General features: G+C 68.4%; 21 protein-coding genes and 1 pseudogene. 15 read left to right on the top strand and 7 right to left on the bottom strand.

The window, feature by feature from the left end:
• Positions 1–267 precede the first annotated feature (267 nt).
• On the top strand, positions 268–1,455 hold the full coding sequence (locus tag D7044_RS14470) for a TerB family tellurite resistance protein (protein ID WP_233564990.1): 1,188 nt from the start codon (positions 268–270) through the stop codon (positions 1,453–1,455).
• Positions 1,445–2,893, top strand: a complete 1,449-nt coding sequence (locus D7044_RS14465; RefSeq protein ID WP_120689228.1) for a hypothetical protein — start codon at positions 1,445–1,447, stop codon at positions 2,891–2,893. Before D7044_RS14470 ends, D7044_RS14465 begins: the two co-directional genes overlap by 11 nt.
• 68 nt (positions 2,894–2,961) lie before the next feature.
• On the opposite strand, the pseudogene D7044_RS14460 reads toward D7044_RS14465, so the two are convergent.
• Positions 2,962–3,510: pseudogene (locus D7044_RS14460) on the bottom strand (type I-E CRISPR-associated protein Cas6/Cse3/CasE); the annotation flags it as partial.
• Positions 3,511–4,076: 566 nt separating this feature from the next.
• Here D7044_RS14460 and D7044_RS33420 point away from each other — a divergent pair.
• Positions 4,077–4,955, top strand: a complete 879-nt coding sequence (locus D7044_RS33420) for an O-acetyl-ADP-ribose deacetylase (RefSeq protein WP_120689226.1) — start codon at positions 4,077–4,079, stop codon at positions 4,953–4,955.
• 553 nt (positions 4,956–5,508) lie between these two features.
• On the opposite strand, the gene D7044_RS14450 is transcribed toward D7044_RS33420, so the two are convergent.
• Positions 5,509–6,702: a M14 family zinc carboxypeptidase gene (locus D7044_RS14450; protein WP_233564988.1), complete on the bottom strand. Its 1,194-nt coding sequence runs from the start codon at positions 6,700–6,702 to the stop codon at positions 5,509–5,511.
• Positions 6,703–7,108: 406 nt separating this feature from the next.
• Between D7044_RS14450 and D7044_RS14445 the strand changes: the two genes are divergently transcribed.
• The 6 genes from D7044_RS14445 (at position 7,109) to D7044_RS14420 (ending at position 14,016) form a co-directional block, all read left to right on the top strand.
• Positions 7,109–7,357, top strand: a complete 249-nt coding sequence (locus tag D7044_RS14445) for a hypothetical protein (RefSeq protein WP_120689225.1) — start codon at positions 7,109–7,111, stop codon at positions 7,355–7,357.
• Between the two features lie 476 nt (positions 7,358–7,833).
• Complete coding sequence (locus D7044_RS14440) at positions 7,834–9,309, top strand: LVIVD repeat-containing protein (RefSeq protein ID WP_147434667.1); 1,476 nt, start codon at positions 7,834–7,836, stop codon at positions 9,307–9,309.
• Positions 9,310–9,412: 103 nt separating this feature from the next.
• Complete coding sequence (locus tag D7044_RS14435; protein ID WP_158610006.1) at positions 9,413–10,555, top strand: branched-chain amino acid ABC transporter substrate-binding protein; 1,143 nt, start codon at positions 9,413–9,415, stop codon at positions 10,553–10,555.
• Between the two features lie 5 nt (positions 10,556–10,560).
• On the top strand, positions 10,561–12,492 hold the full coding sequence (locus tag D7044_RS14430) for a copper resistance CopC/CopD family protein (protein WP_120689222.1): 1,932 nt from the start codon (positions 10,561–10,563) through the stop codon (positions 12,490–12,492).
• A gap of 125 nt (positions 12,493–12,617) precedes the next feature.
• Positions 12,618–13,262, top strand: a complete 645-nt coding sequence (locus tag D7044_RS14425; RefSeq protein ID WP_147434666.1) for a hypothetical protein — start codon at positions 12,618–12,620, stop codon at positions 13,260–13,262.
• A 79-nt stretch (positions 13,263–13,341) separates the two neighbouring features.
• Entirely contained in the window at positions 13,342–14,016 is a 675-nt protein-coding gene (locus tag D7044_RS14420; RefSeq protein ID WP_233564987.1) for a YcnI family copper-binding membrane protein, read from the top strand.
• Positions 14,017–14,280: 264 nt separating this feature from the next.
• Here D7044_RS14420 and D7044_RS14415 read toward each other — a convergent pair whose 3' ends face one another.
• The 5 genes from D7044_RS14415 to D7044_RS32390 form a co-directional block, all read right to left on the bottom strand.
• Positions 14,281–15,663 (bottom strand): NAD-binding protein, encoded by a 1,383-nt coding sequence (locus D7044_RS14415; RefSeq protein WP_158610005.1) that lies wholly within the window; start codon positions 15,661–15,663, stop codon positions 14,281–14,283.
• Between the two features lie 548 nt (positions 15,664–16,211).
• Positions 16,212–17,147: an ornithine cyclodeaminase family protein gene (locus D7044_RS14410; RefSeq protein WP_120689219.1), complete on the bottom strand. Its 936-nt coding sequence runs from the start codon at positions 17,145–17,147 to the stop codon at positions 16,212–16,214.
• A complete protein-coding gene (locus tag D7044_RS14405; protein WP_199716625.1) occupies positions 17,144–17,572 on the bottom strand; it encodes an aconitase X swivel domain-containing protein in 429 nt (142 codons plus the stop codon). Before D7044_RS14405 ends, D7044_RS14410 begins: the two co-directional genes overlap by 4 nt.
• Positions 17,573–17,576: 4 nt before the next feature.
• The gene (locus D7044_RS14400) at positions 17,577–18,863 is read right to left on the bottom strand and encodes an aconitase X (RefSeq protein WP_120689217.1); all 1,287 of its coding nucleotides are present in this window, start codon (positions 18,861–18,863) and stop codon (positions 17,577–17,579) included.
• The gene (locus tag D7044_RS32390; RefSeq protein ID WP_158610004.1) at positions 18,863–19,009 is read right to left on the bottom strand and encodes a hypothetical protein; all 147 of its coding nucleotides are present in this window, start codon (positions 19,007–19,009) and stop codon (positions 18,863–18,865) included. The genes D7044_RS14400 and D7044_RS32390 overlap by 1 nt, the downstream gene beginning before the upstream one ends.
• Before the next feature lie 204 nt (positions 19,010–19,213).
• On the opposite strand from D7044_RS32390, the gene D7044_RS14395 reads away from it, so the two are divergent.
• The 6 genes from D7044_RS14395 (at position 19,214) to D7044_RS14370 (ending at position 24,940) form a co-directional block, all read left to right on the top strand.
• Positions 19,214–20,386 carry a branched-chain amino acid ABC transporter substrate-binding protein gene (locus tag D7044_RS14395; protein ID WP_120689216.1) on the top strand — a complete coding sequence of 391 codons (1,173 nt, stop codon included), beginning with the start codon at positions 19,214–19,216 and terminating at the stop codon, positions 20,384–20,386.
• Positions 20,387–20,455: 69 nt separating this feature from the next.
• A complete protein-coding gene (locus D7044_RS14390; RefSeq protein WP_120689215.1) occupies positions 20,456–21,349 on the top strand; it encodes a branched-chain amino acid ABC transporter permease in 894 nt (297 codons plus the stop codon).
• Entirely contained in the window at positions 21,349–22,386 is a 1,038-nt protein-coding gene (locus D7044_RS14385) for a branched-chain amino acid ABC transporter permease (protein WP_120689214.1), read from the top strand. The genes D7044_RS14390 and D7044_RS14385 overlap by 1 nt, the downstream gene beginning before the upstream one ends.
• A complete protein-coding gene (locus D7044_RS14380) occupies positions 22,383–23,204 on the top strand; it encodes an ABC transporter ATP-binding protein (protein WP_120681031.1) in 822 nt (273 codons plus the stop codon). The genes D7044_RS14385 and D7044_RS14380 overlap by 4 nt, the downstream gene beginning before the upstream one ends.
• Entirely contained in the window at positions 23,197–23,925 is a 729-nt protein-coding gene (locus tag D7044_RS14375; RefSeq protein WP_120681033.1) for an ABC transporter ATP-binding protein, read from the top strand. Before D7044_RS14380 ends, D7044_RS14375 begins: the two co-directional genes overlap by 8 nt.
• Positions 23,926–23,929: 4 nt before the next feature.
• Positions 23,930–24,940, top strand: coding sequence for a proline racemase family protein (locus tag D7044_RS14370; protein WP_120681035.1), 1,011 nt, complete (start codon positions 23,930–23,932; stop codon positions 24,938–24,940).
• Positions 24,941–24,952 lie beyond the last annotated feature (12 nt).

The following is a 24,952-nucleotide window of genomic DNA, read 5'->3' as shown; positions in this document are numbered from 1 at the left end:
GCCCAGAAACGCCCCAACCACTTGCCGGCATTTGTGGATGCTGAAGGCACTTCTCGGTGGTCAGATCGATCTTGTAACTGTGGCGCGATGGGACCTGCTACCACGCAGCGGTCTGGCGATCCAGGCTCCAAGGGGTGACGCCCATCCGCACAGAGCCTCACCGACCCTCCAGCGACCCTGGCAACCGGACGGCTACGACTACGGGCCGCCGGGAGGATGTCGTCTTGTTGGTGGCTACCCCTAGCCTTTCGCCAAGACGTGAAAGGGATGGCGATGGACCTTCGTGCAGTTGGGCTTGGACGGCTGAAGGGCGTTGCGGACGCCGCTGGACGGATGGTTGCCGACAGCACGAGCGTCGCGACGCAGCTTGTCACTGATGCCGCTGGCGATGCACAGGAGAGGGTGAAGCAGTCCGCCGAGCAGGTGATGGCAAAGGTCGGAGAAGTCAAGGACGGCCTGTCGGCTTGGTCGTCCCGCAACCCCGCCAATGTCGGCGACTTGTCCGCGCTCAGCGCGGATGGGAAGCTGCTCTATTGCCGGGTGTTGGTGAGCTTAGCGCTGGTCGACGGCCTCCTCGATCCTCGCGAGATCGCGAATCTGTACTTGTTCGCATCGACGATCGGCCTCGACGGCGAGGCGCGATCGGAGTTGCGCAGGGAAATTACTGGGGCGCAACGGGATGCAGCGAGCGTCGCAGGGGTTCCCGAAGCGACGGTGGAGCTGGCCAGGGAATTGCACGACCTCTTCGAGGAGGATCAGCGCGAGGCGGTGTTCACGGTGCTGGTGCGTGATCTGGTGCGAATTTCGCGTGCTGACAGGCATGCCGCCGACGTCGAGCGCGAGCGAATCGTGCTGGTCGCAGGACTCGTGTTCCCCGAGTCAGCTGACAAGGTCGTGGAGGCCACCGAGCGGTTTGTGATTACCGAAGAGGATTTCGCTTCCGGCAAGATCACGACCAGCCAGCTGGAGACCACCACCAAGGACCTCGCTGCCAAGGCTGCTGCGTTCGGTGCCCCGATCGCCGCAGTTAGTCTTGCTGGCAGCGTCTCCGGCCTCAGCGGGGCGGGAATCACCTCGGGTCTGGCGGCCCTGGGGTTCGGCGGCCTGCTGGGACTGAGCGCGATGGTCACCGGGATCGGCACGGTGGTGATTCTCGGGGTCGCGGTCCATCAGGGGGCGCGTTGGGTGCTGGCCACCAACGAGCGTGAACGAGAGAATCGGCGGGAGCATCTGATTCAGCAAGTCGTCAAGAATCACCAGCAGGCGATGGCCGAGCTCACCGACGACATCGCGGGGCTCGGTCACCGGATGGAGGCCTACCTCACCCAGACCACGAGGAACGAGGAGCGACTCGCCACGCTCAAGGCTGAGTTGGCCGCCTTTCAGTCGGCCCTGGTGAATCTGCAGACCAGCCAGGAGGCCTTCGAACGGCGGGAGCCACTCAGTGTCGGGTGACCGGCTTTCGGCTCCTGCCGTGGTCGTGGCTTACCAAGCCGTCACGCTGACCGAACTGCGGGGCTTGTTCGACCAGGTGGAATTCGACCTCAAGGATGTCCTCGAACGCGAACTTCGCGTCACCGACATCCTGGACTCGGTCGAATCCGAGTTCGACGCGGTGCGCGCCCGTCTCCAAGCAATGGGCGTCCTCGTCCCAGCTCAAGAGTCCCAATCGAGCGCAGTGGCCGCCGTGAGTGTCGAGACATCGAGCTACCGCCGTTACGCCGTGCCTGTCGTCCCGACTGATGGCGACTTCGATCAACTCGTCAGGCTTGCCGAAGCCCGGTTGGATCTGTTAGGTATCGATCTGACCCGGGACCCGCTCCAGCAGGTTCTTCCCTCCGGCCAGATAGCTCGCAGCCTGCGCAGCTACGCCGAGGAACACGGCGACGTCAGCTGGGACAACACCGACTGGACGGTCGTCCTAGTTGCCGGAGCCCTCGCGACCCTCCTTGACGTCATCCTCGTCCGCATCCCCCAGGGTTCCACCTTCCTAGGTAAGGAGTACGCGGGATCGCCCCTCACCAAGTGGCTCCAGGACAAGGATCGGGCTCAAGACATCCACGCCCGATTCTTCAAGAGGTTCGAGAAGCTGGCCAAAGTGCCGTATGACGCTCCCACCACGTGGGCCACCGGGGGCCTGGTCAGCGGCATGTCGTCGTATACCCATCGGCTCCAGAGCCTCGGCCACGATCCAGCCCTGGGTTTCCTCTTCGGCGTGGCAGATCTCATCGGCGGCACTGGCACCTACATCGACAAGGCAGGACAACTGGTCCAGGTCGCCACCCACTACGACCCGGTCGACCTGATCAACGCGCTCATCACCCAGGTGCGCCATCTGCTCTCGGACGTCTACACTCCCGCCGGCCTGCAGCCCCCATTCTTCAGCCTGCTTCAGCTCGGACAGGTTGGTTCCCCGTTCGCCTTGGACCCCTCCGGTGTCAAGGTGCCCTGGACCGAGGTCGCCCGCTACATGTATACGAACGGCTACGACCTGCGCCACTTCTTCACGATGGGCATCACTCCTGGCGTCGTGTCCGCGATCATCCGCGGGTACTGGCTTCTCAAGAGCTATGCCACCGGTGGTACCGCCGCGCAACGGAAACTGGAGCACGCCAAACTCACCTCCATGCTGCTGCTCGCGCACACCATCGCCACCTCAGGCACGCTCCTCAAGACCGGGCTGCTGTTCGGCATGAACCCGGCCGCCCTCAACTACAACCAGATACTCGCCATGGCACCCGCCACCATCGCCTGGTTCAAAGAAGCCATCGCCCGCGACCATCGAATCACTCAAGCCCTGGAGAAGGAATGGGAGTTGCTCCTCACCGAATCCGAGGGCAATCGTGGCCAGCGAGTCGAGTCGCGAGCCTGGGCAGACCGTCAATCTGACTGATTGCGAGTCCGCCACGCGGGGCAGCATGGCCAGGGGCGGCGCGGCGAGCCGCTGTCGGGCTTTCGCGCTCACTGGGTTGGCGCGAGGCTGAGCAGTCCGCAGCCGAACGAGCGGCCGCGGCCGATACCGGACGGCACAGCCGTGCGAACCTGGTCCGCGTCGGCGATTACGGCCTGCCCCTCGAAGAGCGTGATGGCGTGGCGTACCGGGACGGCGCGACCACGGGCTGCTGGTTGCGGCTGTGCGCGTAGGCGGCGTAGGTCGAGGCCGTGGGCGTCGGCTTTGCGCTGCCACCACTGCTCGGCCTGTTGGCCGGACAGGGCGACGATCTTGCCGGCGCTGTCCCCCTTCCAGGCTCGTCTGGACGCGTTGGCGGCGATCCGGTAGTGCACCGCCATTCCGGTGGGCAGGGCCTTGAGTAGGGGGCTGACGTCGCGGGTGTCGATGGTGCCGTAGCCGTCGGGCAGCCGGGCCGGGTCGGGTGGCAGGGTGGTCTGGATCAGCAGCACTGGACCGGCGGTGGTGTGGTCGAGCCGGAAGAGGACACCCGCGTGGTGTCGTGGCTGCCCGCCCAGGCCGTCCGGCACCAGGGACATTGCCCTGCGGTGCAGGGCGGTCGGCCGTGGCGACAAGAGATCAGGCGGGCGTAGCCGGCGCACACAGCATTTCACCCGTGGTGGGATTTCGGCACAGGTAGCGGTCGCCCTCGTGCATCCAGCCCCACAACCACTCGTGAAACAGGGACTCCCCACAGTTTCGGCACGTCGCAGACCGTTGCTCCGGCGCTGGTGGTGGCGCCTGAACGTTTTGTTGCGAGGCGGTGTCCATCACGGTCTCCCCTTGGCCGGCGACTCTGGCAGGTGATGGGACCGGCAACTGGGCTGAGTCAAGGCTGGTCCCGGCGGCCTCGCCGTGTCTCTTCGACAAGGTGGCCCAAATCTGGAGCCGGAGCCCCGACCGCCACGGAGGCCGCGTACCCCGACTTCTATAGGTAGGCGTCGAGGACTGCGGTGCTGTTACAGGAGATCCATAGCTGCTCACCGGATGGGAGGGCGGCGAATAGAACGATCAGCTTGTAGAGGCACGACGGGCTTTCGGTCAGGTGGTGTAGCTGGCGGCAAGAGCGGGAAGCTTTGTGCCGGCTGGTCGCTGCTCTGTCGGTGCCTCCGGGCAGACTGATGCCGTGCCAGTCATCACCGCCGTGCTCGGGGACATCACGACGCAGGATGTGGACGCCGTCGTCAACGCGGCGAACAAGGCGATGCGCGGAGGTGGTGGTGTGGATGGCGCGATCCATCGCGGCGGAGGCCCGGCGATCCTGCGTGACTGCCTCGCCCGGTTTCCTGACGGCCTCGCCACCGGCGACGCCGGATGGACCACGGCGGGCGACCTGCCCGCCCGGTGGGTCATCCACACCGTCGGCCCCAACTACCACGCCGGGCAGCGCGACCGCTCCCTGCTGGAGTCGTGTTACCGGTGCGCGCTGGAGGTCGCCGACGAACTGGGCGCCCGCAGCGTCGCGTTCCCGCTGATCAGCACCGGCGTCGGCGGCTGGCCACACGCCGATGCCATCGAGGCGGCGATCGAGACCATCGCGGCCGCCGAGACGGGCGTCGACGAGGTGCGGCTCGTCGCATTCGACGAAGCCATGCACAAGCGAACCCGCGCGGCCGTCTGGGTTCGGTGTCCGCCGCCCTTCGACACAGACAGCGTCGGCTCCTTGTTTGAGCGCGAGCCGATCCAGTACTCGCTGCGCGGCGATTTCTACCTCTGGCTAGAACTTCGCGCGCGGTTCGCCGATACGCCGCTGCCAGACGACTGGTTCACCCTACGGACGCTCATCATGGACACCATCGAGCAGGTTGTCGGCGAACATCTCACCAGCCGCGAATCGGCACCGTGGCACGACCGCGTCGGAGCAATATACGTCCCCGAGTTCGACCCGGGCCACGGCATGTCTGCCGGCGCCGTCCACGTTCCATGGTGGGTGCACACGGGTGTACCGATCCTGCTCGACCGCTACGCCGCGCGGCGCGAACCCGGCACATTCCCGGCTGGCTGACTCAATCCACCTGCACCAGGCACGGCCCGGGCATTGTGGTAGGCCAGCGGACGGCGTGGACGGCGCTTGGTCCACCACACAGACTGCCCTCTGCGCGCGGCAGCGGAAGCTGTCAAGTCAAGTGAGACGTTTTCGTGGTCAGGTGTTCTGTAACTTGCGGGCTGAGCTGCTGGTTTGTTGATCCACACGATGTCGGGCAGGGCCGGGGGTCGGGGGCGGCGGGTAAGCCGGTCGGGGTGGGCCCACCTGCGCCACGGACATCTCCGCGTACTCGTCCCGATGCAGTTGATCGAGGCCGCGCGGTGTTCGGCCTCGCTCAGAGTCGGCTTCGATGCACCGGGGCCAGCGGGCGTAGCTCGAACGGGAACCGAATCCGCGGGGCATTGGCGGCCTCAGCCATGCAAGCCACGCATGCCCTGCTCGGGACAACGCCCGCCTCGCCCACGCAGGCGTTGCAGCCTCACCTCCAGTCGGCCGGCTCGGTTCGCGGTGTCGTTTGTAGACCAGTGAGCCGCCCCAGCCAGCGAGCGGCACACTGGTCGCGTCTTCCCGATCAGCCGTTGCGGACCGGAATTTCCTCGTAGCGGTAAGGATCGATGTCTTCGAAGGTATTGTCGACGAGGGAGTCGATGATTCCCATCATCGCCAGTTCGTGGACCTTCGCGATGAATCCGTGCCGCCACTGCGGGTTGGCGTGGCGCTGACGGCCGGCCTCCATCAGCACGCTTGCGCTGCCACGCAGCTGGTAGGTGGCGTTGGCCGAGCCGGCTAGGTCGAGGTTCTGCGGGTAACGGGTCACGCCGGAAAACGTCGAGCCTCCGCGCTGGACGCCCTCCCAGGCGGCGACGTTTGCGCGGCGTGACGCGTCCCAGCCGAAGTTCGGATACGCGGTCCCAGCGCCGTGCGAGCCGGGGTCACGGAGGAACTGCGCCGAGATCGACATCGGCGTGTGCAGGTCGGGAGTATGCGCTTCGCCGTCATCGAACGTGTTGCAGGGCGCCTGATTGTGCAGGTCCACGAACACGTCTACGAGACCGAACTCCTGCTCCAGCTCTGTGTACAGGTCGCGCGAAGCCCGCGCCTCGGGGGTGAGGTACATGCCGCGCACCGAACCGCCGCCGGGAAGATGCCCCGCCTGCGGCGCATAGTCGAAGTCCGGGTTGAAGTCGCGGTTCAGGTCGAAGCCGGGTACCCGCGGATCGGACCAGAACCGGGGTCCGGGAAGCGAATGGTAGAACGCCGACGGCGCGCCCGCCAGCTGCGGGAACATCGCGACCGTATCGTCCCAGGTCTGGTGGTTCTCCCGCTGGTACGGTACAGCCCCGTCCGGGTTCAGCTGCGGGACCGCGACAATGGTCACGGCCTCGCGGACCTGCTGCGATCGACGCGAGCTGTCGCTCAAGCTCTTGAGCACGTTGACGAGTGCGATCGTTCCCGTTGGCTCGTTCGCATGGATTCCGGCCTGTAGGAAGACGACCTTGTCGCCGGAGCCCACTCGGACCGAGTAGATCGGTCGTCCCTGGTTCGACGTCCCAATAACGTCGGTGTTCACACCCTGGCCCGTGTGCTCAAGCTGCTGGACCACGCGCTCGATTTCCGCAGGCTGGTAATACCCCTCGACCGTCTCGCTTCCCTGGCCTTCCGGGAACTCATTGCACTGCGAGGGCTCCGCTCTGACCGGCGACGGTGACTCGACCATCGCGACCGACGTGAACGCCAGTGCGGCCAAGACGCCGATCCCGAACACTCGGCGTATGCCAGGTAATGTAGCCACCAATTTCGGTCCTCTTCTCCTTGGTCTATGACCGGCCGGGCTCCCTGCGGCCGCGACCGCCACCAGCTTCCTCGCCGGTTTTGTGATCATCGTTGATCAATGTATTTGGCCGCGCGTCGGAGGGGCACCGAACACGTGCAGGGATTTCGAGCGCCCGTTTAGGACATCCGTCGAGACCGTGTGTCGGCGGCCCGGTACGACCGTGACCTGCGCGAAGAGGTCCTCAGCCGAACCGGGCGGCGTCGCGGCGAGACCGTGGCGACGTTTGCGATGCTGGACGCCTACCCGGCCGAGCGGCTGCTGGACACCACCGAGCAGGAAACTGAGCGGGGTACCCTGATCGCCCTCGTCGAAGGTCTCGGGTACGACCCGGCCACTCGTGGCCAACACGTTCATCGCCACCGGCAACCTGCATCCGGCCCTGCGGGCGGTCGCGCAGTGGAACCCGGTCTCGGCGGTGGTGCAGGCCGTCCGGGTTCATTTCGGCAGCATCAGTCCCGCGCTGGCGTCACCGCGGGCGTGGCCGCTCCGCGATCCGGTCGCGGCCTCGCTGGGCTGGGCGGTGCTGATCCTGGCGGTCTGCGTCCCGCTGGCGGTCTGGCGTTACCGCAAGGTGGTCAGCCGATGACCCGTCCCTGGCGCAGTGCGGTCCGGGGTTTCGCCGGACTCGGTCGAGCCGGGTTTCCCGGCGATCACCGCGACTCCCGCTCGGCCCGGGTGACCGCACTGGCGTCGCCTTCAGCGCTGCCTGCACGAGGTCGGTGCCGATGCCGGCTCACCGGCTGCCCCCGGCTGTCCGGCACTTGACGTAGGCGACAGCCCGCGCGCAGGCCGGCGCCGCCCGTGGGAGCGTGCTCGGCGTACTCGGACGGTCACCGTACGCCGCAGTTGGCGGGCGCAGCGCAGAGCCGCGACAGCTCGGCTGACGTGCGCCGTTGCATGATCACGACGATTGACGTAGTGGCAGGGCCGCCTTCCTCGACAACTGCACCATGACGGTCCGCTCGTGCCGTCCTTAGTGTCATGATCCGTGCGCTCTTCGGCTGCGCGGTGTCCAAGCTGCGCTGAGAGTCACCAAGGGAGAATTGCCAAGGGAGAAATGTGGTGAAAGCGAAGCCCCTCGTCGCGGGCGCAGTCGCGCTGGCGATGGCTGCGGCAGTGCAGCTCGGTGGAGCCGGCGCGGCATTCGCCGCCGGGCCGGCATCGAGCCCGTCGGACAACTCCGCCCACGGCGGCGGGGTCTTGGACGACGTTCACAATGTGCCGACGACCGCCGTCAAAGGCAACGTCACGTTCATCGACAACGTCAGGGGAGTCAGCGGCTACTCGGCGCTGAACTTCATCAACTACAAGAAGTACGGCTACGACTTCATGTTCGCCAACGGCACCGGCGGTCTCGCCGTCTGGTCGCTGAAGAACCCCAAGCACCCGGCCCTGGTCTCGAAGATCACGGCGGCTGAGCTGCGCCTGCCGGGGGACACCCAGGACAGGTTCTGGGAAGGCGAGAACATGACCGTCGACCCGAAGCGCAAGCTGGTCTTTCTCACCCGGGACCCGCGTGGCTTCGGTGGCACCGTCTCGACCGGTCAGTCCGGTGTCTACATCGTCGATGTCAAGAATCCGTGGAAGCCGGAAGTCGTTACCTTCCACCCGATTCCGGCCGGGCACACGGCCACCTGCATCAACGACTGCAAGTACCTCTGGTCGGTCGGTCCGGCCAACACGGGGACGCCAGGCCAGGATCCCTCCTGGAAGGGTGTGCCGGTGCGGGTGACCGACATCCACGACATCAAGCACCCGTACACCTTCGACCAGGCGGTCGATCTCGGTCGGCACGACGGCGTCACCGACTACGTGCACAGTGTCGACGTCGACAAGAACGGCATCGCCTGGGCCTCCGGTGAGGGTGGCGTACGTGGCTACTGGACCCAGGGCAGGCATTACGACCCGGTGCTGAAGCGCAAGCGCGTCGCGACGGCGTACGACCCGGTGCCGTACGCGGGCGGGACCGTCGTGGCCACCAACCCGGCGGGCACCGAGTTCTTCGACTTCTTCGACCACAACGCGTACCACAACACGGAGAAGGTCCGCGGCTTCGACAAGGGCGAGCTGCTCTACATCACCAACGAGAACATCACGACCTGCTCCCAGGCGGGTGAGTTCAAGATCGCCTCGTTGAAGGGCAGCTACGACGGTGAGGGCTGGCGTTCCACGCCGGAGAATCCGTTCCGGCTGGACCTGATCAGCCACTGGTCGCCGTGGGGCAAGGAGGGCTCGGCTACCACCGGTAGCTGCTCCGCGCACTGGTTCACGGTGAACGGCAACATCGTGGCGCAGGGGTGGTACGGGCAGGGCACCCGCTTCATCGACGTGTCGGACCCGAGGAACCCGACCCAGGTCGGCTACTTCCGGGTGCCGGCAGGGGAGGGCGTGACCGGCGGTTCGGCGTCGGCCGTCTACTGGCACAACGGGCTGGTCTACGTCGCGGACTACAACCGGGGCGTCGACGTCCTGCGGTTCGACGGCAAGCTGGCCGGCAAGCCGGACGACAAGATCTGTTGGAACTCGTGCGACAAGTAACCGTCTGAACGAAGGCACCGGCCCGAGCGCGGCGACCGCTGCGCCCGGGCCGGCTTTCGGTGGTGACGGATCTGGAGGTAGAACGGTGCGACGCAGAGGTGCCGTGCGCTCGGTCGCGCTGGGCGCGGCCGCGCTGGTGGTGAGCGGTCTACTCGGCGCGTGCTCCGGCTCTGACGAGGGCGGGGGTGCCCCGAAGCTGCGGGGCGAGATCACGTTCGGGGTGCTGGCCCCGCTCGCGGGCGACCTGGCTGAGCGTGGGCAGGACCTCGTCGACGGGGCGCAGCTGGCTGCCGCTGAGCTCAATGATCAGGGCGGGGTTCTGGGGCGGCAGGTGAAGGTGGTCGTCGAGGACGGGGGCTGCACGTCGGCGACCGGCGAGCAGGGGGCGACGGGGCTGGCCGCCAAGAAGGTCGTGGGGATGGTCGGCGGGCTGTGTGAGGATGCGGCGGTGGCGGCGGCGAAGGCCATGGCCGCGACTGGCACGCCGTTCCTGGTCTCCTCCGCCCGCGCCGACCGGCTGATCGAAGCCGGGGTGTCGTCGGCGTTCCCGATGGAGGCGACGGTCTATCAGGAGGCGCTGGCCGCGGTGCACTGGATGGCCTACCGGAGCGCGCAGCAGGTGGCGGTGCTCGATGACGGCTCGCCGGCCGCACAGCGGCTGTCCGGCCTGGTGACCGACCGGCTCAAGGCCGACGGCCTGCCGGTGAGCAGGCAGAGCACCGACGGTCCTGATCTTGCGAAGCTCGCCGGCACCGTCACCGCCTCCAAGGCGGACTTCGTCTACTGGACGGGGGCAGCGGAACCAGGTGGACGACTGGTGAGCGCACTGCGCCAGGCTGGCTACACCGGCAATTTCATGGCCTCCTCCGAGTCGGACAGCCCGAAGTTTCTGCAGGCGGCCGGCGAGGCGGCCGAGGACGCATTCCTCACCACGGCCGCGGGCCCGAAGCTTCTCCCGACGGCGGCGGACTGGACTGCACGCTTCAAGGATCGCTACCGGCGGGACCCGGGCCGTGACGCCATGCAGGCCTACGACGCGCTCCGTGCGTTGGCCCAGGCGGTGCGCCAGGCAGGGGACACGGCACCCTCGAAGGTTGTCGAGAACATCCCGCGGCTCGAAGACTTCACCACCTTCACCGGGGTGCTCCGCTTCGCCGCCGATCACTCGCTGACGTACGACAACTACGTCATCGCTCAGGTCAAGGGCGGCACGTTCACCCTGGCCAGCAAGCTGCGTACGGACTAGCCCGGATGACGCACAGGATCCAACTCGCAGGCCATCGCTGGGCCTGGCTGGTCACGCGGCTGGCGGTGGTCCTCCTCCTCGCGACCGGCGGCCTGGTCACCAACCTCGCGTCCCCCGCGCAGCCGGCGTACGCCCACGCCTCCCTGGTGGAGACCTCGCCGGTCGACGGCGAGGTGCTGGCCTCGCCGCCGACGGAGGTCCGGCTCCGCTTCAATGAGGCGGTCAGCTTCAACGAGCGGTCGATCCAGCTGCTCGACACGAACGCGGAGAAGCTGGCGATCGGCACCCCCGGTCACGTGGACGGGAAGGGCAACACGGCACAGGTCAGCCTGCCCACGGATCTGGCCGAGGGAACCTACGTCCTGGCCTGGCGGGTCACCTCCGCGGACTCGCACGTGGTGTCGGGTGCGCTCACGTTCAGCATCGGCCACCCGAGCGCAACGTCCGCCCCGGTGGAGCAGGACGCACACCGTGCCGTCGTCGTCGTCGACGCGGTCGGCCGTGCCCTGGCCTTCCTCGGTATGGCCCTCGCCCTCGGTGGCGCGCTGTTCGTTGCCGTGCTCTGGCCCGCGGGCCGCACCGACCGCCCCGGCCGCCGCATCGTGTGGTCAGGATTCGCCGTGCTGGCCGCCGGCACCGTGGTGGTCCTGCTCGTACAGGGGCCGTACGCCGCCGGCACGTCGCTGGCCGAAGTGTTCGACCCGGACCTGCTCGGCGCGACACTGTCCACCCGATTGGGCCACGCGCTGCTGGCACGGCTGGTGATCGTGCTCGCCCTCGGCGTGGCGTTCGGGCTCGCCATACGCCATCGGTCACGGTCTGCCAACAATGCGACGGCGACCACCGCGATGGCGACCACCGCGACGGCGACCACCGCGACGGCGACCACCGGAACGGCGACCACCGCGACCGCGACCATCGGGACGACGACCACCCGAACGGCGACCACCGCGACCGCGACCATCGGGACGACGACCACCGGGACGGCCGGCGCCACCCGCCGGATCGTCCTGCCCGCGGTCGCCACGGTCGGCGCCGTCGCCCTGCCGCTGACCTGGACGCTGACGGATCACGCGCAGACCGGCGTGCAGACCTGGCTGGCCGTGCCGGCGACCAGCCTGCACCTACTCGCCATGTCCCTGTGGCTGGGCGGCCTGATCACGCTCGCGGCCTGCGTCCTCATCCCCGCCGGGAGACGGGAGACCAACCAAGCCATCACCCTGGCGCCCGCGCTGCCCAGGTTCTCCGGGCTCGCGCAGGTCTGCTTCGCGGTGATCGCGGTGACCGGCGTCTATCTTTCCTGGCGGCAGGTGGGGACGTGGGCCGCGCTCGGCGCGACCGACTTCGGTCGGCTGCTGCTCGGCAAGCTCGCCGTCGTCCTCGCCGTGGTGGCTCTCGCCGCCGGAGCGCGGCGGTTCGTACGGCGGCGCGGCCGCGAACCCCTCGGCCTCGACGCCGCCCCCGCCGCCGCAGTGCGCCGGCTGCGCCGTTCGGTCGTGGCAGAGATCCTGCTCGGGGTCGCCGTCGTGTCGATCACGGCCGTGCTCGTCAACACCGCCCCGGCCCGCACCAGCTACGCGCCGCCGGTGCACACCACCGTCCCCGTTCCCGCCGCCGCGGCCGAGTCGGCCGCCGGGCTGCGCGACGCCTCGATCGAGGTGCAGATCGAGCCGGCGCGGGCCGGCAACAACGTGGCCGACATCTACCTCACCGGCGCGGACGGCTCGCTGGTTGCGGTACCCGAGATCTCCGGCCGGCTCGAATCACCCGACCGCGACGTCCCGGCGCTGCCGGTCGCCGTCACCGCCGCCGAACCCGGCCACTACGTGGCGAACTCGATGTCCATCCCCTTCCCCGGGGAGTGGGTGCTGCGGCTGGACATCCGAGTCTCCGACTTCGACGAGACACCCGTGCGCGTCCAGTTCACGGCACGCTGAAAAGGTAGGTGACACACATGCGAGGCGCTGACCGAAACGCGTCCCGGAGCCGATCGACCGCGATCGCCGCCGGCTTGCTCGCCCTCGGCGTCCTGGCGGGCTGCTCCAGCGAGAGCCCGGCACCCGTGACCAAACCCCCCTACACCGTGGACTCGGTCCGCTCCGGCCTGGTCAGCCCCAGTGACCTGGGGGAGGGCGCGATCGAGATCGAGGACGAGGGCCACTCCTCGCACGTCATCTACACGCCCCCGAACAGCATCCCGACCTGCCCGTACGTCCAACGTTCCGAGACCGTCGAGGTCGCTGTGGAGCCGGCGATCGAGCCGGTGGGCGGGAATCCGACCGGACGGACCATCGTCGCGCCTCAGAAAGTGGGGCCGTCGTCGCTGCCGGTCGTCACGCAGGGCGCGGTGGTCTTCCAGAGCGCCTCGCTCGTGGACGACACGATGAACAAGGTCGTGGCCGAGGCCGACAAGTGTCCGGCGACGTTCAGCGTGCTCGGCGGACCGCCGACCGTGGTGGGTGAGTACAAGGTCGGCAGCCGGTCGATCGAGATCAACGGGTGGAAAGGGTTCGCGCAGCATCTCGTACACACCTCGCCCCCGGAGGTGAACACGGAGACCTACGACGATCTGGTCACCGTCGTGGTGCGCAAGGCGAACGCCATCATCTACGTCGGCTACACGCAGATCAAGTCCGTGGGCAAGCGCGCCGACTCCGACGAGAAGGTCAAGGCGTTGATGAAGACCACGCTGGCCCGCCTCGGCTAGCCATGATTGTCGACCGATAGAGAGCTGGAGAATGCACATGCCTCGCCGAGTAGTTCGTGGCCTCGTAACCGTAGGCGTGGTGGCCTGCCTCGTCGGCGTCCTACCGGCGGCGGCGTTCGCGCACGTGACGGTCAACCCGGGCACGGCCACCCAGGGTGGTTACGCCGCCTTGACGTTCCGGGTTCCCACCGAGAGCGACGACGCGAGCACCAACAAGGTCGAGGTGCAGTTCCCGACCGACTCCCCACTTGCCTCGCTCTCGGTGAAGCCGCACGCCGGTTGGTCGTACGAGATCACGAAGAGGAAGCTGACCACACCGGTCGAGGCGCACGGCGCGCAGATCAGCGAGGTCATTGACAAGATCACCTGGACTGCGGCGAATCCGCAGTCGGCGATCAAACCGGGTGAGTACGACGAGTTCTCGGTGAGCGCCGGACCGCTGCCTGCGGCCGACCGGTTGGTGTTCAAGACGTTGCAGCACTACAGCAACGGCGAGGTCGTGCGGTGGATCCAGGAGCCGGCCTCCGGTACCGACGAGCCGGAGCGGCCCGCGCCGGTGCTCCGGCTCGTGGCCGAGGCCGATGCGGCATCGTCCCCGGCGGCGGGCACCGAGCAGGCGGCGGTGGCCGCGGACAGCGCGTCCACTACGCAGTCGGATGCGGGAAGCCGGTGGGCGGTCGGACTGTCCGTGGCCTCGCTGGTGATCGCCCTCGTGTGCGCGACGATCGCCGTTCGATCTCGCCGGACGCGATGACCGCCTGATCAGCGCTCCTCGCGCCGGACGCGAGGAGCGCCGATCAGCACCACCGAATGCCGCCGTCCTTCTCACTCGGCTGGCGGTGGGTCGCTCTCCATTGGGAGAGGACGTTTGCCAACGCGCCGAGGGCAAGGTGAGACGAGACGGGGCGCTCGGCACTGCGCTCTTGTTTGTGACGGTGGTACGGCTTGCGACCGGCGGGTAGCGCGACAGCATGTGCACGGCGCGGAGGTGGGCAAGCCGCTGCGTACCCCGGGCCTTCTACTTCTCATGCGTCATGCTGGGCTCGGCTCTGCCCTGTTGGGCGTTGCCTGGCAGCGACGCAGACCCCACGGCCTGTCTTAACCTGCTGACGAGAGCGGCGATTCTGGGAAGGCTCACGTGACCTCCTTGACTGCCCGGCAACCGTGATCGCCTCGCCGCCTGCATGTCGGTGGTGCGCGGGTGCGTGGCATCCGAGTTCTTCACGGTGACCAGTTCGGCAAGCTGCCGGGCGAAGTCGTCCTCAGACGCCCGCGGAACGATGACGCCTAGCTGTTCGGCGACGAGTGCGGCTGTTTCGTCGTTACGAGGCCGCCAGATGATAGGCAGGTCGGGCCGGATAGCCCGCGCAGCGAGAGCAGTAGCCAGGCTGGCGTCGTCATCGGGAGTGAGAAGTAGCAGGGCTCGGCACCGCTCGACGGCAGCGCGGCTGAGGGTTTCCGACCTGCTCGCGTCGTCGACGATAAACGGAATGGCCAGATCTCGGGCGACATGCACTCCGCGGGCGGCTTCGGAGACATCCACAGCGACGATTTCGGCACCGGCACGGCGCAACGCACCGACCACTTGGCTCCCCAAGCCGCCGAGGCCCACGACCACGATGTGACCGCTGCTGCCTTTGGGTAGTACGCCAGCGGCGGCCAATGCGCGGGCGTGCTGGACGGCGTCTCCCAGGTAAATACCAGTCACGACGCCGCCGGTGACAGTCAGCAGAGTGTAGACGACGTCGAATACCTGTGCGTCCCTGGTCGAGAGGGGGTCTGGGCCACCTTGGCCGTTCATCAGGAAGGAGTACAGGGCATCGAAGACGCCGACTTGATTCACCAGCATCAGGAACCCTGTTCCGAGGGCCGTCACCACCAACGACGTAGCGGCAATGCGCGCGACTCGGACCTGCAGCACTTGGCGGAGAAGGCGGCGCTGCGTGCGCAACCGGCGGACGCGGGCCTTGACCGTGGGCGCCGCGTCGGCAAGTGCAGCCACATGCGCTACGGCGGCGGCACTGGAAGAGGAAACGAACGTGCAGCCGGGCAGCATCGGATAGTCGCCGGCCTCGCCGACCTCACTGCGCACGACGAGCCGCGCGGCCGGGTTGAGCTCACGCACAAGTAGGGCTTGACGCAGCGCAGACGTGCTTGACAGCAGCGCCACAGTTTCTGCTTCCGCGACCTTTGCCAGGTGCAGCGTCTCGCGGTCCAGCGGCTCAGCCGTGACAAGGTGGACGTTGGGGATGTCGCCGACCTTAAAGCGCGCCGCGACGTCCGGCGGTAAGACAACGGCCACCACCGCGTCGGGCCGCCTCGCCAGGTTCCTCACCAGTTCGACCGCCAGGCGGTCGTCACCACAGACTACGTATCGGAGGCTGCGCCGCTGGTCGACCATGCACATGACATTAAGATCTCGGGACAAGTCAGAGCAGATCCAGAACATCTCGCTTCGGAGCCGTGCTCGCGAGTTCCTCGCTGTGGAGCGGCCGGGTGGTCGTCACATCGGCACTCTCACCCTCTCTCGTTACTCTTGCGCGATCCCAAAGTGCAGCGAGTGATCCTCGAACAGCATCCGCCCCTGTCCAGGGGTTGCCTGCTCGCTAGCGCCTCGGCCTGCAACGGCAGGCCCGGGCCGGTGAATTGCAAAACCTTGGCGTCGACTGCCCAGGCGGTGTCGCAATCCTTCAAGGATTGGTCGAGACGTCCTTTAGCCTCGCGGCCCTGGTAGAAGCGGCACCGCTCGCTCATGCGGTCAGCTCTCTGTGGTCACCGCTTCCCATGGAGGCGAAGGTTCGACTTGCGAGGATCTGCCTTGATCGTGGAAACAATTCCTCCCTCCCGAAGGCGACGCAGGATGGCCTGGTGCGCCTGCGTGTCGACAAGTTCGCGCGCGGCGTAGTAGGCGCAGGCGGCCCTCACAATGCCGGGCCGACGACGACCACGTCAGGCCTGGCCTCGCTCCGTCCAGCGCTGGTGGGCCAGGTCGGCTACCACGAGGTCCTGCCAGCCCATGCCGACGCTCTTGAAGACCGATGAGCCGGTGGTGGGTGCCAGCTGTACCGCATCGCGTAGCTCGATGAGGCTGTCCTCGGCGACGACGCCGGCGCGTACGGCCTGGATGATGTCACCCGCCTCCCGCAGCGCGACGCCGCGGGACTCGACGACCACCCGTTCGGCGGCGCCGATCGTCACGTCGTCGAGTTCACGGGCGTCCGGCTCGTGGGAGCCCACCGCGACCGCACAGGTTCCCGGGCGCAGCCGGCGGCCGTCGAAGAGCGGCTGGCGGGCGGTGGTGGCGCAGACCACCACGTCCGCATCCGCGACGTCGTCGTGGCTGCCCACGCGCGCGTCCAGGCCGCTGTCCCGGACCCTGGCCGCCAGGGCCGCCGCGCGGTCGGGGTCCCGGCCCACCACCGTGACGTCGCTGAGCGGACGAACGGCTCGCAGCGCCTCGACATGCCCCCACGCCTGTGGGCCGGAGCCGAGCACGAGCAGGTGTCGCGCGCCGGGCGCGGCGAGGTGGTCGACCGCGACCGCGGAGACCGCGGGGGTTCGCAACGTCGTCAGGGCCGTGCCGTCCAGCAGGGCCACCGGTGTCAGCGTGACCCGGTCGTAGAGCACGTACAGCGCTTGGACGCGGGGGAGGCCCCGGCCGGAGTTGCCCGGAGCCACAGTGCTCAGCTTCACGCCCATGGCGGTGGCGGTCTCGGCGGGCATCAGCAGCAGCTGCCCCTGCTCCACGTCGTGGATGGAGCGCTGCAGCGACGCCTGCGGGTCGAGCCCGCCGGACAGGGCCTTCGCGAGTGCGGCGACGGCGTCGGCGAACGGCACCAGGCCGAAGACGTCGGCCTCGTCGAGGTACGGCAGGGTCGCGGTCATCGGGTCTTCGCAATCACGGTCGCCGGGCGGGGTGCGGTGTGGGCGAGGACGGCGGCGGGGGTGCCGGTGTGCAGTCGTGCCAGGTCGTCGTCGGTGAGCTGCACGATGGGCAGACTGGTGCCGTAGATCTCGGCGGCGACGAGGGCCCCGATCACCAGGATCGCGTCGCACTCGGCCAGGAGGAGGGCCGCCGGCGCGTGCCCGGACCGGATCAGCTCCGCGAGCACCGCCGTTGAGGAGCTGGACCCGCGCCCGGTCTGCATCGTGAGGACCTGCCCGGCGACCGTGACGCCGCGTTGCGGATGGTGCGCGTCGACGACCACCCCGCGCGCGTCGACACCGCCCCAGAACGAGAGCGGTTCGTCGAGCACGAGGACGACGCCGTCCGCCGCTCCGGGATGAAGTGAGCGGCCGGACAGCGTCACCGGCTTATCCCCAGAGCCGCTCATCGCGTACCACCTTCCCGGCTCGTGCCGAGGCGACGCACTCGGCGAGGCTGCCCAGTACGGTGTCGATCCCAAGGTTGGCCGGCGCGTACCAGGCCCACTTGCCCGAGTTCGTCATCACAGTGCGGATCCCGTCGCTCAGCACGGGTGTCACGTAGGTGCAGGTGTCGGTGATGATGCGGCCACCCGCGTCGCGCACGGCGTCGGCGTACCCGTGTGCCTGCGCCTCGGCCAGCACGGCCCGGCTGGTCGACACGAACACGTCGACCGACGGGCTGAACGACGGACCGTCCCGCAGCTCGCGCGCCAGCGCCGCGAACTCGGAAAGCGAGAAGTGGGGGGTGCCGAGGCTGACGGCGTCGAGTGAGGTCGTGGCGGCGCTGCTGAGCCGGTCACGCGCTCGCCTGAGGTCGTGTGCCGTCACCGGCACGGTGGTGGCCCCGGGTGCGAGCACCGCATCCAGCGTCGGCGCCTCCGGGGTCACCCCGACGATGTGAAAGAGCGCGACGCCGCCGGCGGACGCGGCGGTGGCGCCGAGCGCCTTGAGTCGGTCCTCGGTGATCCCGCCGTCGTTCAGGTCGCCCGGCAGGCCGGTGAGAGCCGCGACCCGGGTTCCGGCGAACTCCCCGAGCAGCGCCCCGATCGCGGGCCAGGCGACGTCGTCGTCGAGCAGTGCGGCGGGGACCGCGGAGAAGTCGAGCACCAGCGCGGCGGTGCGGTTGCGCTGCAGGTGCAGGCCCGAGTAGGGGACCCGGCCGGCGATGCCGGCGGCGATGTCGATGAAGTCGCCGTAGCGGTCCGTGCGCGCGCCGAGCACCGAGTTGACGAAGGCGATGGCGTTCGACTCCGCCCAGGCCACGTGGCTGCCCGCTGCCGGGCGGTGGCCGGCCTGGTAGGGCGCGCACGACCAGATCGGCTCGCAGCCGAGGGCCACGTGCGCGTCCATCAGGCGCCGGCCGTTCTCGGCCACCTCCGGGTCGGCGCGTACCAGCCCGGGATGCAGCAGGTCGAGCGAGCCGACGTTGAGTGTCGTGCGCACCCGCACCCGGGCGCCGAGGGAGACGAGCCGTTCGGTGAACTCCAGCCCCGCCATGCCGTGGTACAGGCAGCCGTCGGCGTGCGCCGATTCGATCGGCACCAACCGTTCGGCGCCGTTCGCGCGTGCCACTCCGACGATCAGCCGCATGCACATCGCGGTGGCCGGGCCCTGCTCCCCGGCCAGCATGGATTCTTCCTCGGCTGTGAGGAACAGATGGTCGTCGCCGGGCATCAGGCTCCTTCGCGGGGGGCCGGGGTCGCCGTGTGCAGGTAGGCGTACGCGTCGACGTCCTCGGACAGGTCGCCCCGGTAGGGCAGGGCGGCCGCGACGAGCGCGCCGTGCCGGGGGCGGGCGCGGGGAGTGGGGGAGGCAGTCACGTCGGCGAGTCCTTTCAGGACGGCCGGTAAAACATTACACAGCAGCCCGTTGGGTTGAAATCACGCGTCGGTAACACCCCCACGTGCACCTCTGGAGCAACTTTGTGTCCTGTGCCATAGTGCGGTGCTACGTCACACAGCAGTGCTACCAGTCGCTACCTGGCCGTCCAATGTGTCGGCCCTTGAGGGAAGTGAGTTTGGACAATGACGTCATACCTCACCCGCCGGCTGTCGCGAGTCGCCCTCGTGGGCACTGCGGCGGTGGCGGCCATGCTGCTCTCCGCCTGCGGTAACGGCCTCGCCTCGGGCGGGGGCGAGAAGTCGGACGATGGGCCGATCGTCCTCGGCATGCTGACTCCGCTCTCCGGCAGCAGCTCGGCCATCGGCCCGTACATGAAGAACGGCGCGCAGCTCGCCGTCGACGAGCTCAACGCCAAGGGCGGCGTCAACGGGCGCAAGCTTGAGCTCAAGGTCGAGGACGAGGCGTGCGACGCCAAGAGCGCCACGGCGGGCGCCAACAAGCTGGTCACCGCGGGCGTGAAGGTCTCGGTCGGTGGCTACTGCTCGGGTGCGACGCTTCCGACGCTGCCGATCTTCGAGAAGGCCGGCGTGCCGATGCTCATCCCGGCCGCCAACTCCAACGAGCTGGTAGCGCAGAAGAAGAAGAACGTCTTCCTGATCAACGGCACCGGTGTTCAGCAGTCCGATTCGGCGCTGAAGTTCATGAAGAAGGTGGGCGCCACCAAGGTCGCCCTCATGGACGACAACACCAGCTACTCCAAGGACATCGCCGACACCACCGCCAAGCTGCTCACCGGCTCACCGGCGCTCGCCGGACGCGAGTCGGTCACCGCGGGTGAGAGCGACTACAGCGCCAACGTCAACGCCATCCTGAAGGGCCAGCCGGACTTCATCTACTGGACCGGCTACTACCAGGAGGGTGGCCTCATCATCCGTCAGCTGCGGCAGGCGGGCTACACCGGCAAGATCATGGTGGCCGACGGGTCGGTCGACCAGAAGCTGGTGGACATCGCCGGCCCCGAGGCCGCCGCGGGCGTCTTCGCCACCATGACCCAGACCCCGGAGACCATCCAGGGCGCGGAGAAGTGGATCGCGGACTACACGAGCAAGTTCGGCGCCGCGCCCGGTCCGTACTCCACTCAGGCCTACGACGCGGTCCGGGTGGCCGCCGAGGCGGTCACGAAGGCCGGCTCGACCGACGGTGACGCCGTCATCAAGGCGCTCGAGGGGATCGACGGTTTCCAGCTGTTCTCCGGGCCGCTGAAGTTCACGCCCGAGCACACGCTCTCCAGCGGTGGCTTCCAGATCCTCGTGGTGGAGAACGGCAAGATCGTCCTCGAGGACACCCTGCAGTAGGTCGCCTGCTCCCGGCGGCGTCCTCCCAGGAGCGCGCCGCCGGGGCGTTCCCCGCTCCGAAGGACTCCCATGACCCAACTCCTCTGGAACGGTCTCTTCGTCGGATCGTTCTACGCCTTGGTCGCCCTGGGCTACACGATGGTGTACGGCATCATCAGGCTCCTCAACTTCGCCCACGGCGACCTGTACATGCTCGGTGCGTTCGTCGGTTTCGGTGTCCTGAGCGTCGCCGGCGGGCTGGCGACCGGCCTCGGCTTCGTGGCGCTGCTCATCGTCATGCTCATCGCGATGCTGGTGACCGGAACGGCCGGCCTGCTGCTCGAGCGGGTCGCCTACCGTCCCCTGCGTGGCGCGCCCCGGCTCTCCGTGCTGATCACCGCGGTGGGCGCCTCGTTCGCGCTCGAGTACGGGATGCGGCTGGTGGCCGGGCCCAACCCGGAGGTCTACCCGGTTCGGCTGGCGGGTGACCCGGTCAATCTGCTCGGCGCCCGCATCACCATCCAGCAGGCCAGTCTCATCGTGATCGCGGTCCTGCTGATGGCCGGCCTTCAGTGGCTCGTCATGGGGACCGAGACCGGGCGGGCCATGCGTGCCATCTCCCAGGACCCGACGGCGGCCCTGTACATGGGCATCAACGTCGACGCCGTCATCGCGCGTACCTTCTTCATCGGCTCCGCCCTCGCCGGCGCCGCCGGCGTCATGGCCGGCGGCTACTACGGGAAGATCGACTTCCTGATGGGGTTCGTCATCGGGCTCAAGGCGTTCACCGCGGCCGTCATCGGCGGCATCGGCAACGTCAAGGGCGCGATGCTCGGCGGCCTGACGCTCGGCCTGCTCGAGTCGATCGGCACCCACTGGATCGGCGGGCAGTGGCGCGATGTATTCGCCTTCACCTTCCTCATCATCTTCCTGACGCTCCGCCCGACCGGCATCCTCGGCGAGCGCGTTACGGAGCGTGTCTGATGACCACCAACCTCGCCACGTCACCGGCCCGCGCCCGTGCGCTCTTCGACCGCCTCCAGCAGAACCGCCACCTCGGCCTGGTCGGACTGGCCGTCGCGTTGCTGGCGCCGTTCATCACCGCCACCAACTACGCCCTGTCGGTGATGACCTCCGCGCTGCTCTTCGTGATGCTCGCGGTCGGCCTCAACATCGTCGTCGGCTACTGCGGCCTGCTCGATCTCGGGTACGCCGCTTTCTTCGCCATCGGCGCCTACGTCAGCGGCATCCTCGCCACCAGGTACGGCTGGCCGCTGCTGGCCACGGTGCCCGTCGTCATCGTCGCGGCGGTGGTCGCGGGCATCGTGATCGGTGGACCCACCCTGCGGCTGCGCAGCGACTATCTGGCGATCGTGACGCTCGGCTTCGGGGAGATCATCCGGATCACGGCGAACAACCTCACCATCACCGGAGGGCCGTCCGGCATCTACGGGATCCCCGGCATCATGCTGCTCGGGGTCGATCTGAGCGGCCCGGTCGGCCTCTACTACACCTGTGTGGTCGTCGTCGCCCTGGCCGTCCTCGGCGCGGCGCGGCTCGGCCGCAGCCGGCTCGGCCGCGCCTGGCGGTTCATCCGCGAGGACGAGGACGCCGCTGAGGCGATGGGCATCAACACGTACCGGGTGAAGCTCGCCGCCTACATCGGCGGCGCCATCTGGGGTGGCCTCGCCGGCATCCTCTTCGGCGCCCAGCTCTCCGCCATCTCCCCACCGAGCTTCACATTCCTGTGGTCGGCGCTCATTCTGATGGCCGTCGTGCTCGGTGGCATGGGCTCGACGCCCGGCGTCGTGCTCGGCGCCATCTTCATCAGCGTGCTGCCCGAGCTTCTCCGGGAGGCCGCGGACTACCGGTACTTCGTGTTCGGGATCCTGCTCATCATCGTGATGATCTTCCGTCGGCAGGGGCTGTGGCCGGCGCGGGCCGTGGAACGGCAGTCCCGGCGCGACAAGCGCAGGGCCGAGGAGCATGCCGCGCGCAAGGGCAAGGAGGTGGTGCCGTGAGCACGCCGGATTCCGTACCGCTGCTGCGGGTGCAGGACCTGCACCTGGACTTCGGCGGTGTGAAGGCCGTCGACGGGCTGACCTTCCAGGTCTACCAGGGCGACGTCCTCTCGCTCGTCGGTCCCAACGGTGCCGGCAAGACCAGCGCGTTCAACTGCGTCACGGGCTTCTACAAGCCCACCGGCGGCTCGATCACCCTGCACGGCAAGGACATCACCGGCCTGCGGCCGTCCGCGATCGCGGCCCGGGGGATGTCGCGCACCTTCCAGAACCTGCGCCTCTTCGGTGAGCTGACGGTGCTCGACAACGTCCGCGCCGGGATGCACCTGCGGCTGCGGCAGAACGCCCTCGACGCGCTGCTGCACACGCCCCGGTTCAGGCGAACGGAGCGGGAGGCCACCGACGAGGCCAACCGGTGGCTCGACTTTGTGGGCCTGCGCGGCGACCGCGCTGGCCTTGCGCGGAACCTTCCGTACGGCGAGCAGCGGCGTGTCGAGATCGCCCGCGCCCTCGCCTGCGGGCCCAAGGTGCTCCTGCTGGACGAGCCCGCCGCCGGCCTCAACTACGGCGAGAAGGGGGAGCTGCTCGATCTGCTGCAGCGCATCAGCGCGCTCGGCATCGCCATCGTGCTCATCGAGCACGACATGGATCTCGTCATGCAGGTCTCGCGCCGGGTCGTCGTGCTGAACTTCGGCCGGGAGATCGCCGACGGCACTCCCGAAGAGGTACGCCGCGACCCGGCCGTGATCGAGGCGTACCTCGGCAAGGACGATGACGACGAGGAGGACATGGATGAGGAGATGATGAGCCATGAGTGACGCCGCCGGCCGCTGGGCGCTCGAGATCGATGGCCTCGACGTTCACTATGGCCGCGTCCACGCCCTGCGGGGGTTGAGCCTGACCGTCGGTGAGGGCGAGATCATCACGCTGCTCGGCAACAACGGCGCGGGCAAGACCAGTACGCTCGCCACCGTCTCCGGGGTGGTGCGGTCCACCGGCGGCACCGTGCGCGCGTTCGGCCGGGACATCACCAAGGCCAAGCCGTGGGAGATCGTCGGCGCCGGGGTCGTGCACGTGCCGGAGGGACGCCGCATCTTCTCCCGGCTGACCGTCCACGAGAACCTGCAACTCGGCGGCTACCTGGTGAGCGACAAGGCCGTGGTCGGCCGCCGGATCGACGAGGTCTACGCCCTGCTGCCGCGGCTCGCCGAGCGGCGCAACCAGCAGGGCGGGAACCTCTCCGGCGGCGAGCAGCAGATGCTCGCCGTCGGTCGCGCGCTGGTCGCGAAGCCCAAACTGCTGATGCTGGACGAACCCTCGATGGGGCTCGCACCACTCGTGGTGACACAGATCATGAAGCTGATCCGCCAGATCAACGCCGACGGCACCTCGGTGCTGCTCGTCGAGCAGAACGCCCGCGCCGCGCTCAAGATCGCGCACCGCGCGTACGTCGTGGAGAATGGTGTGATCACCCTGCAGGGAGCGGCCCGCGAGCTCAGGCGCGACTCCCGCGTGGTCGAGGCGTACCTGGGGGCCTGAGGCGATGCCGGACATTCGCGCCACCGACTACCACACGGCGGGAGAGCCCTTCCGCATCGTCACCGACGGCGTCCCGGAGATCCCCGGCGCCACCGTCCTGCAACGGCGCGGGCACGCTCAGCGCGACGAACAGATCGACGCCGTACGCCGGCTCCTGGTCAACGAACCTCGTGGCCACGCCGACATGTACGGCTGCTTCCTCGTGCCGCCGGACGACGAGGGCGCCCACTTCGGGGTGCTGTTCTGGCACAAGGACGGCTACTCGACGGCGTGTGGACACGGCACCATCGCGCTGGGTGTGTGGGCCGTCCGCAGCGGACTCGTGAACGCCGACCCGGACGGGGAGACCGACGTGGTGATCGACGTACCGTCAGGTCGCGTCACCGCCACAGTCACCTGCGTCGCCGGCGAGGTCCGCGACGTCAGCTTCCGCAACGTGCCCGCGTACGTACTGGGCCGGGACATCACCGTGAACACCAGCCGGGGCCCGGTGCGCGCGGACGTCAGCTACGGCGGCGGGATCTACGCCTCCGTCGACGCCTCGGTCCTCGGGCTGTCGGTCACCCCGGAGCACTACGGTGAGCTGCTCGCACTCGGCCGGGAAATCAAATGGGCACTCAACGGGACCGAATGGGCCCGGCACCCGAGCGAATCGCGGCTCGACGGTGTCTACGGCACGATCCTGTTCGAGGATCTGGGCCGGCGGTCCGGCGGCCCCCACCAGCGCAACATCACCGTCTTCGCCGACGGGGAGGTCGACCGGTCACCGTGCGGGTCAGGCACCTCCGCGCGGATCGCGCTGTTAGCATCATCCGGGCAACTCGCCCCTGACCAGGTGCTGACGCACGACTCGGTGATCGGAACACGGTTCCTGGGCCGCGTCGTGCGGGAGTTGGAAGCAGAGGGCCGCCCGGCCTACGTCTCAGAGGTGCGAGGGATGGCCTACCGCACCGGCGAACACCATTTCGTCCTTGAGGACAACGATCCCGTCGGACTGGGATTCACGCTGCGATGAAGAGGACAAGGA

It is taken from the genome of Micromonospora musae (assembly GCF_003626635.1).
GTDB classification, from domain to species: Bacteria; Actinomycetota; Actinomycetes; order Mycobacteriales; family Micromonosporaceae; genus Micromonospora; species Micromonospora musae.
The sequence above is the reverse complement of the archived record's forward strand: the minus strand, read 5'-3'. Positions and strand labels throughout refer to the sequence as shown.

Coding starts and splice junctions, on each gene's coding strand:
- D7044_RS14375 (WP_120681033.1), top strand. CDS start 23,197: ATGAGTGACGCCGCCGGCCGCTGGGCGCTCGAGATCGATGGCCTCGAC.
- D7044_RS14385 (WP_120689214.1), top strand. CDS start 21,349: ATGACCACCAACCTCGCCACGTCACCGGCCCGCGCCCGTGCGCTCTTC.
- D7044_RS14395 (WP_120689216.1), top strand. CDS start 19,214: ATGACGTCATACCTCACCCGCCGGCTGTCGCGAGTCGCCCTCGTGGGC.
- D7044_RS14390 (WP_120689215.1), top strand. CDS start 20,456: ATGACCCAACTCCTCTGGAACGGTCTCTTCGTCGGATCGTTCTACGCC.
- D7044_RS14470 (WP_233564990.1), top strand. CDS start 268: ATGGCGATGGACCTTCGTGCAGTTGGGCTTGGACGGCTGAAGGGCGTT.
- D7044_RS14410 (WP_120689219.1), bottom strand. CDS start 17,147: ATGACCGCGACCCTGCCGTACCTCGACGAGGCCGACGTCTTCGGCCTG.
- D7044_RS14415 (WP_158610005.1), bottom strand. CDS start 15,663: ATGGTCGACCAGCGGCGCAGCCTCCGATACGTAGTCTGTGGTGACGAC.
- D7044_RS14370 (WP_120681035.1), top strand. CDS start 23,930: ATGCCGGACATTCGCGCCACCGACTACCACACGGCGGGAGAGCCCTTC.
- D7044_RS14400 (WP_120689217.1), bottom strand. CDS start 18,863: ATGCCCGGCGACGACCATCTGTTCCTCACAGCCGAGGAAGAATCCATG.
- D7044_RS14430 (WP_120689222.1), top strand. CDS start 10,561: ATGACGCACAGGATCCAACTCGCAGGCCATCGCTGGGCCTGGCTGGTC.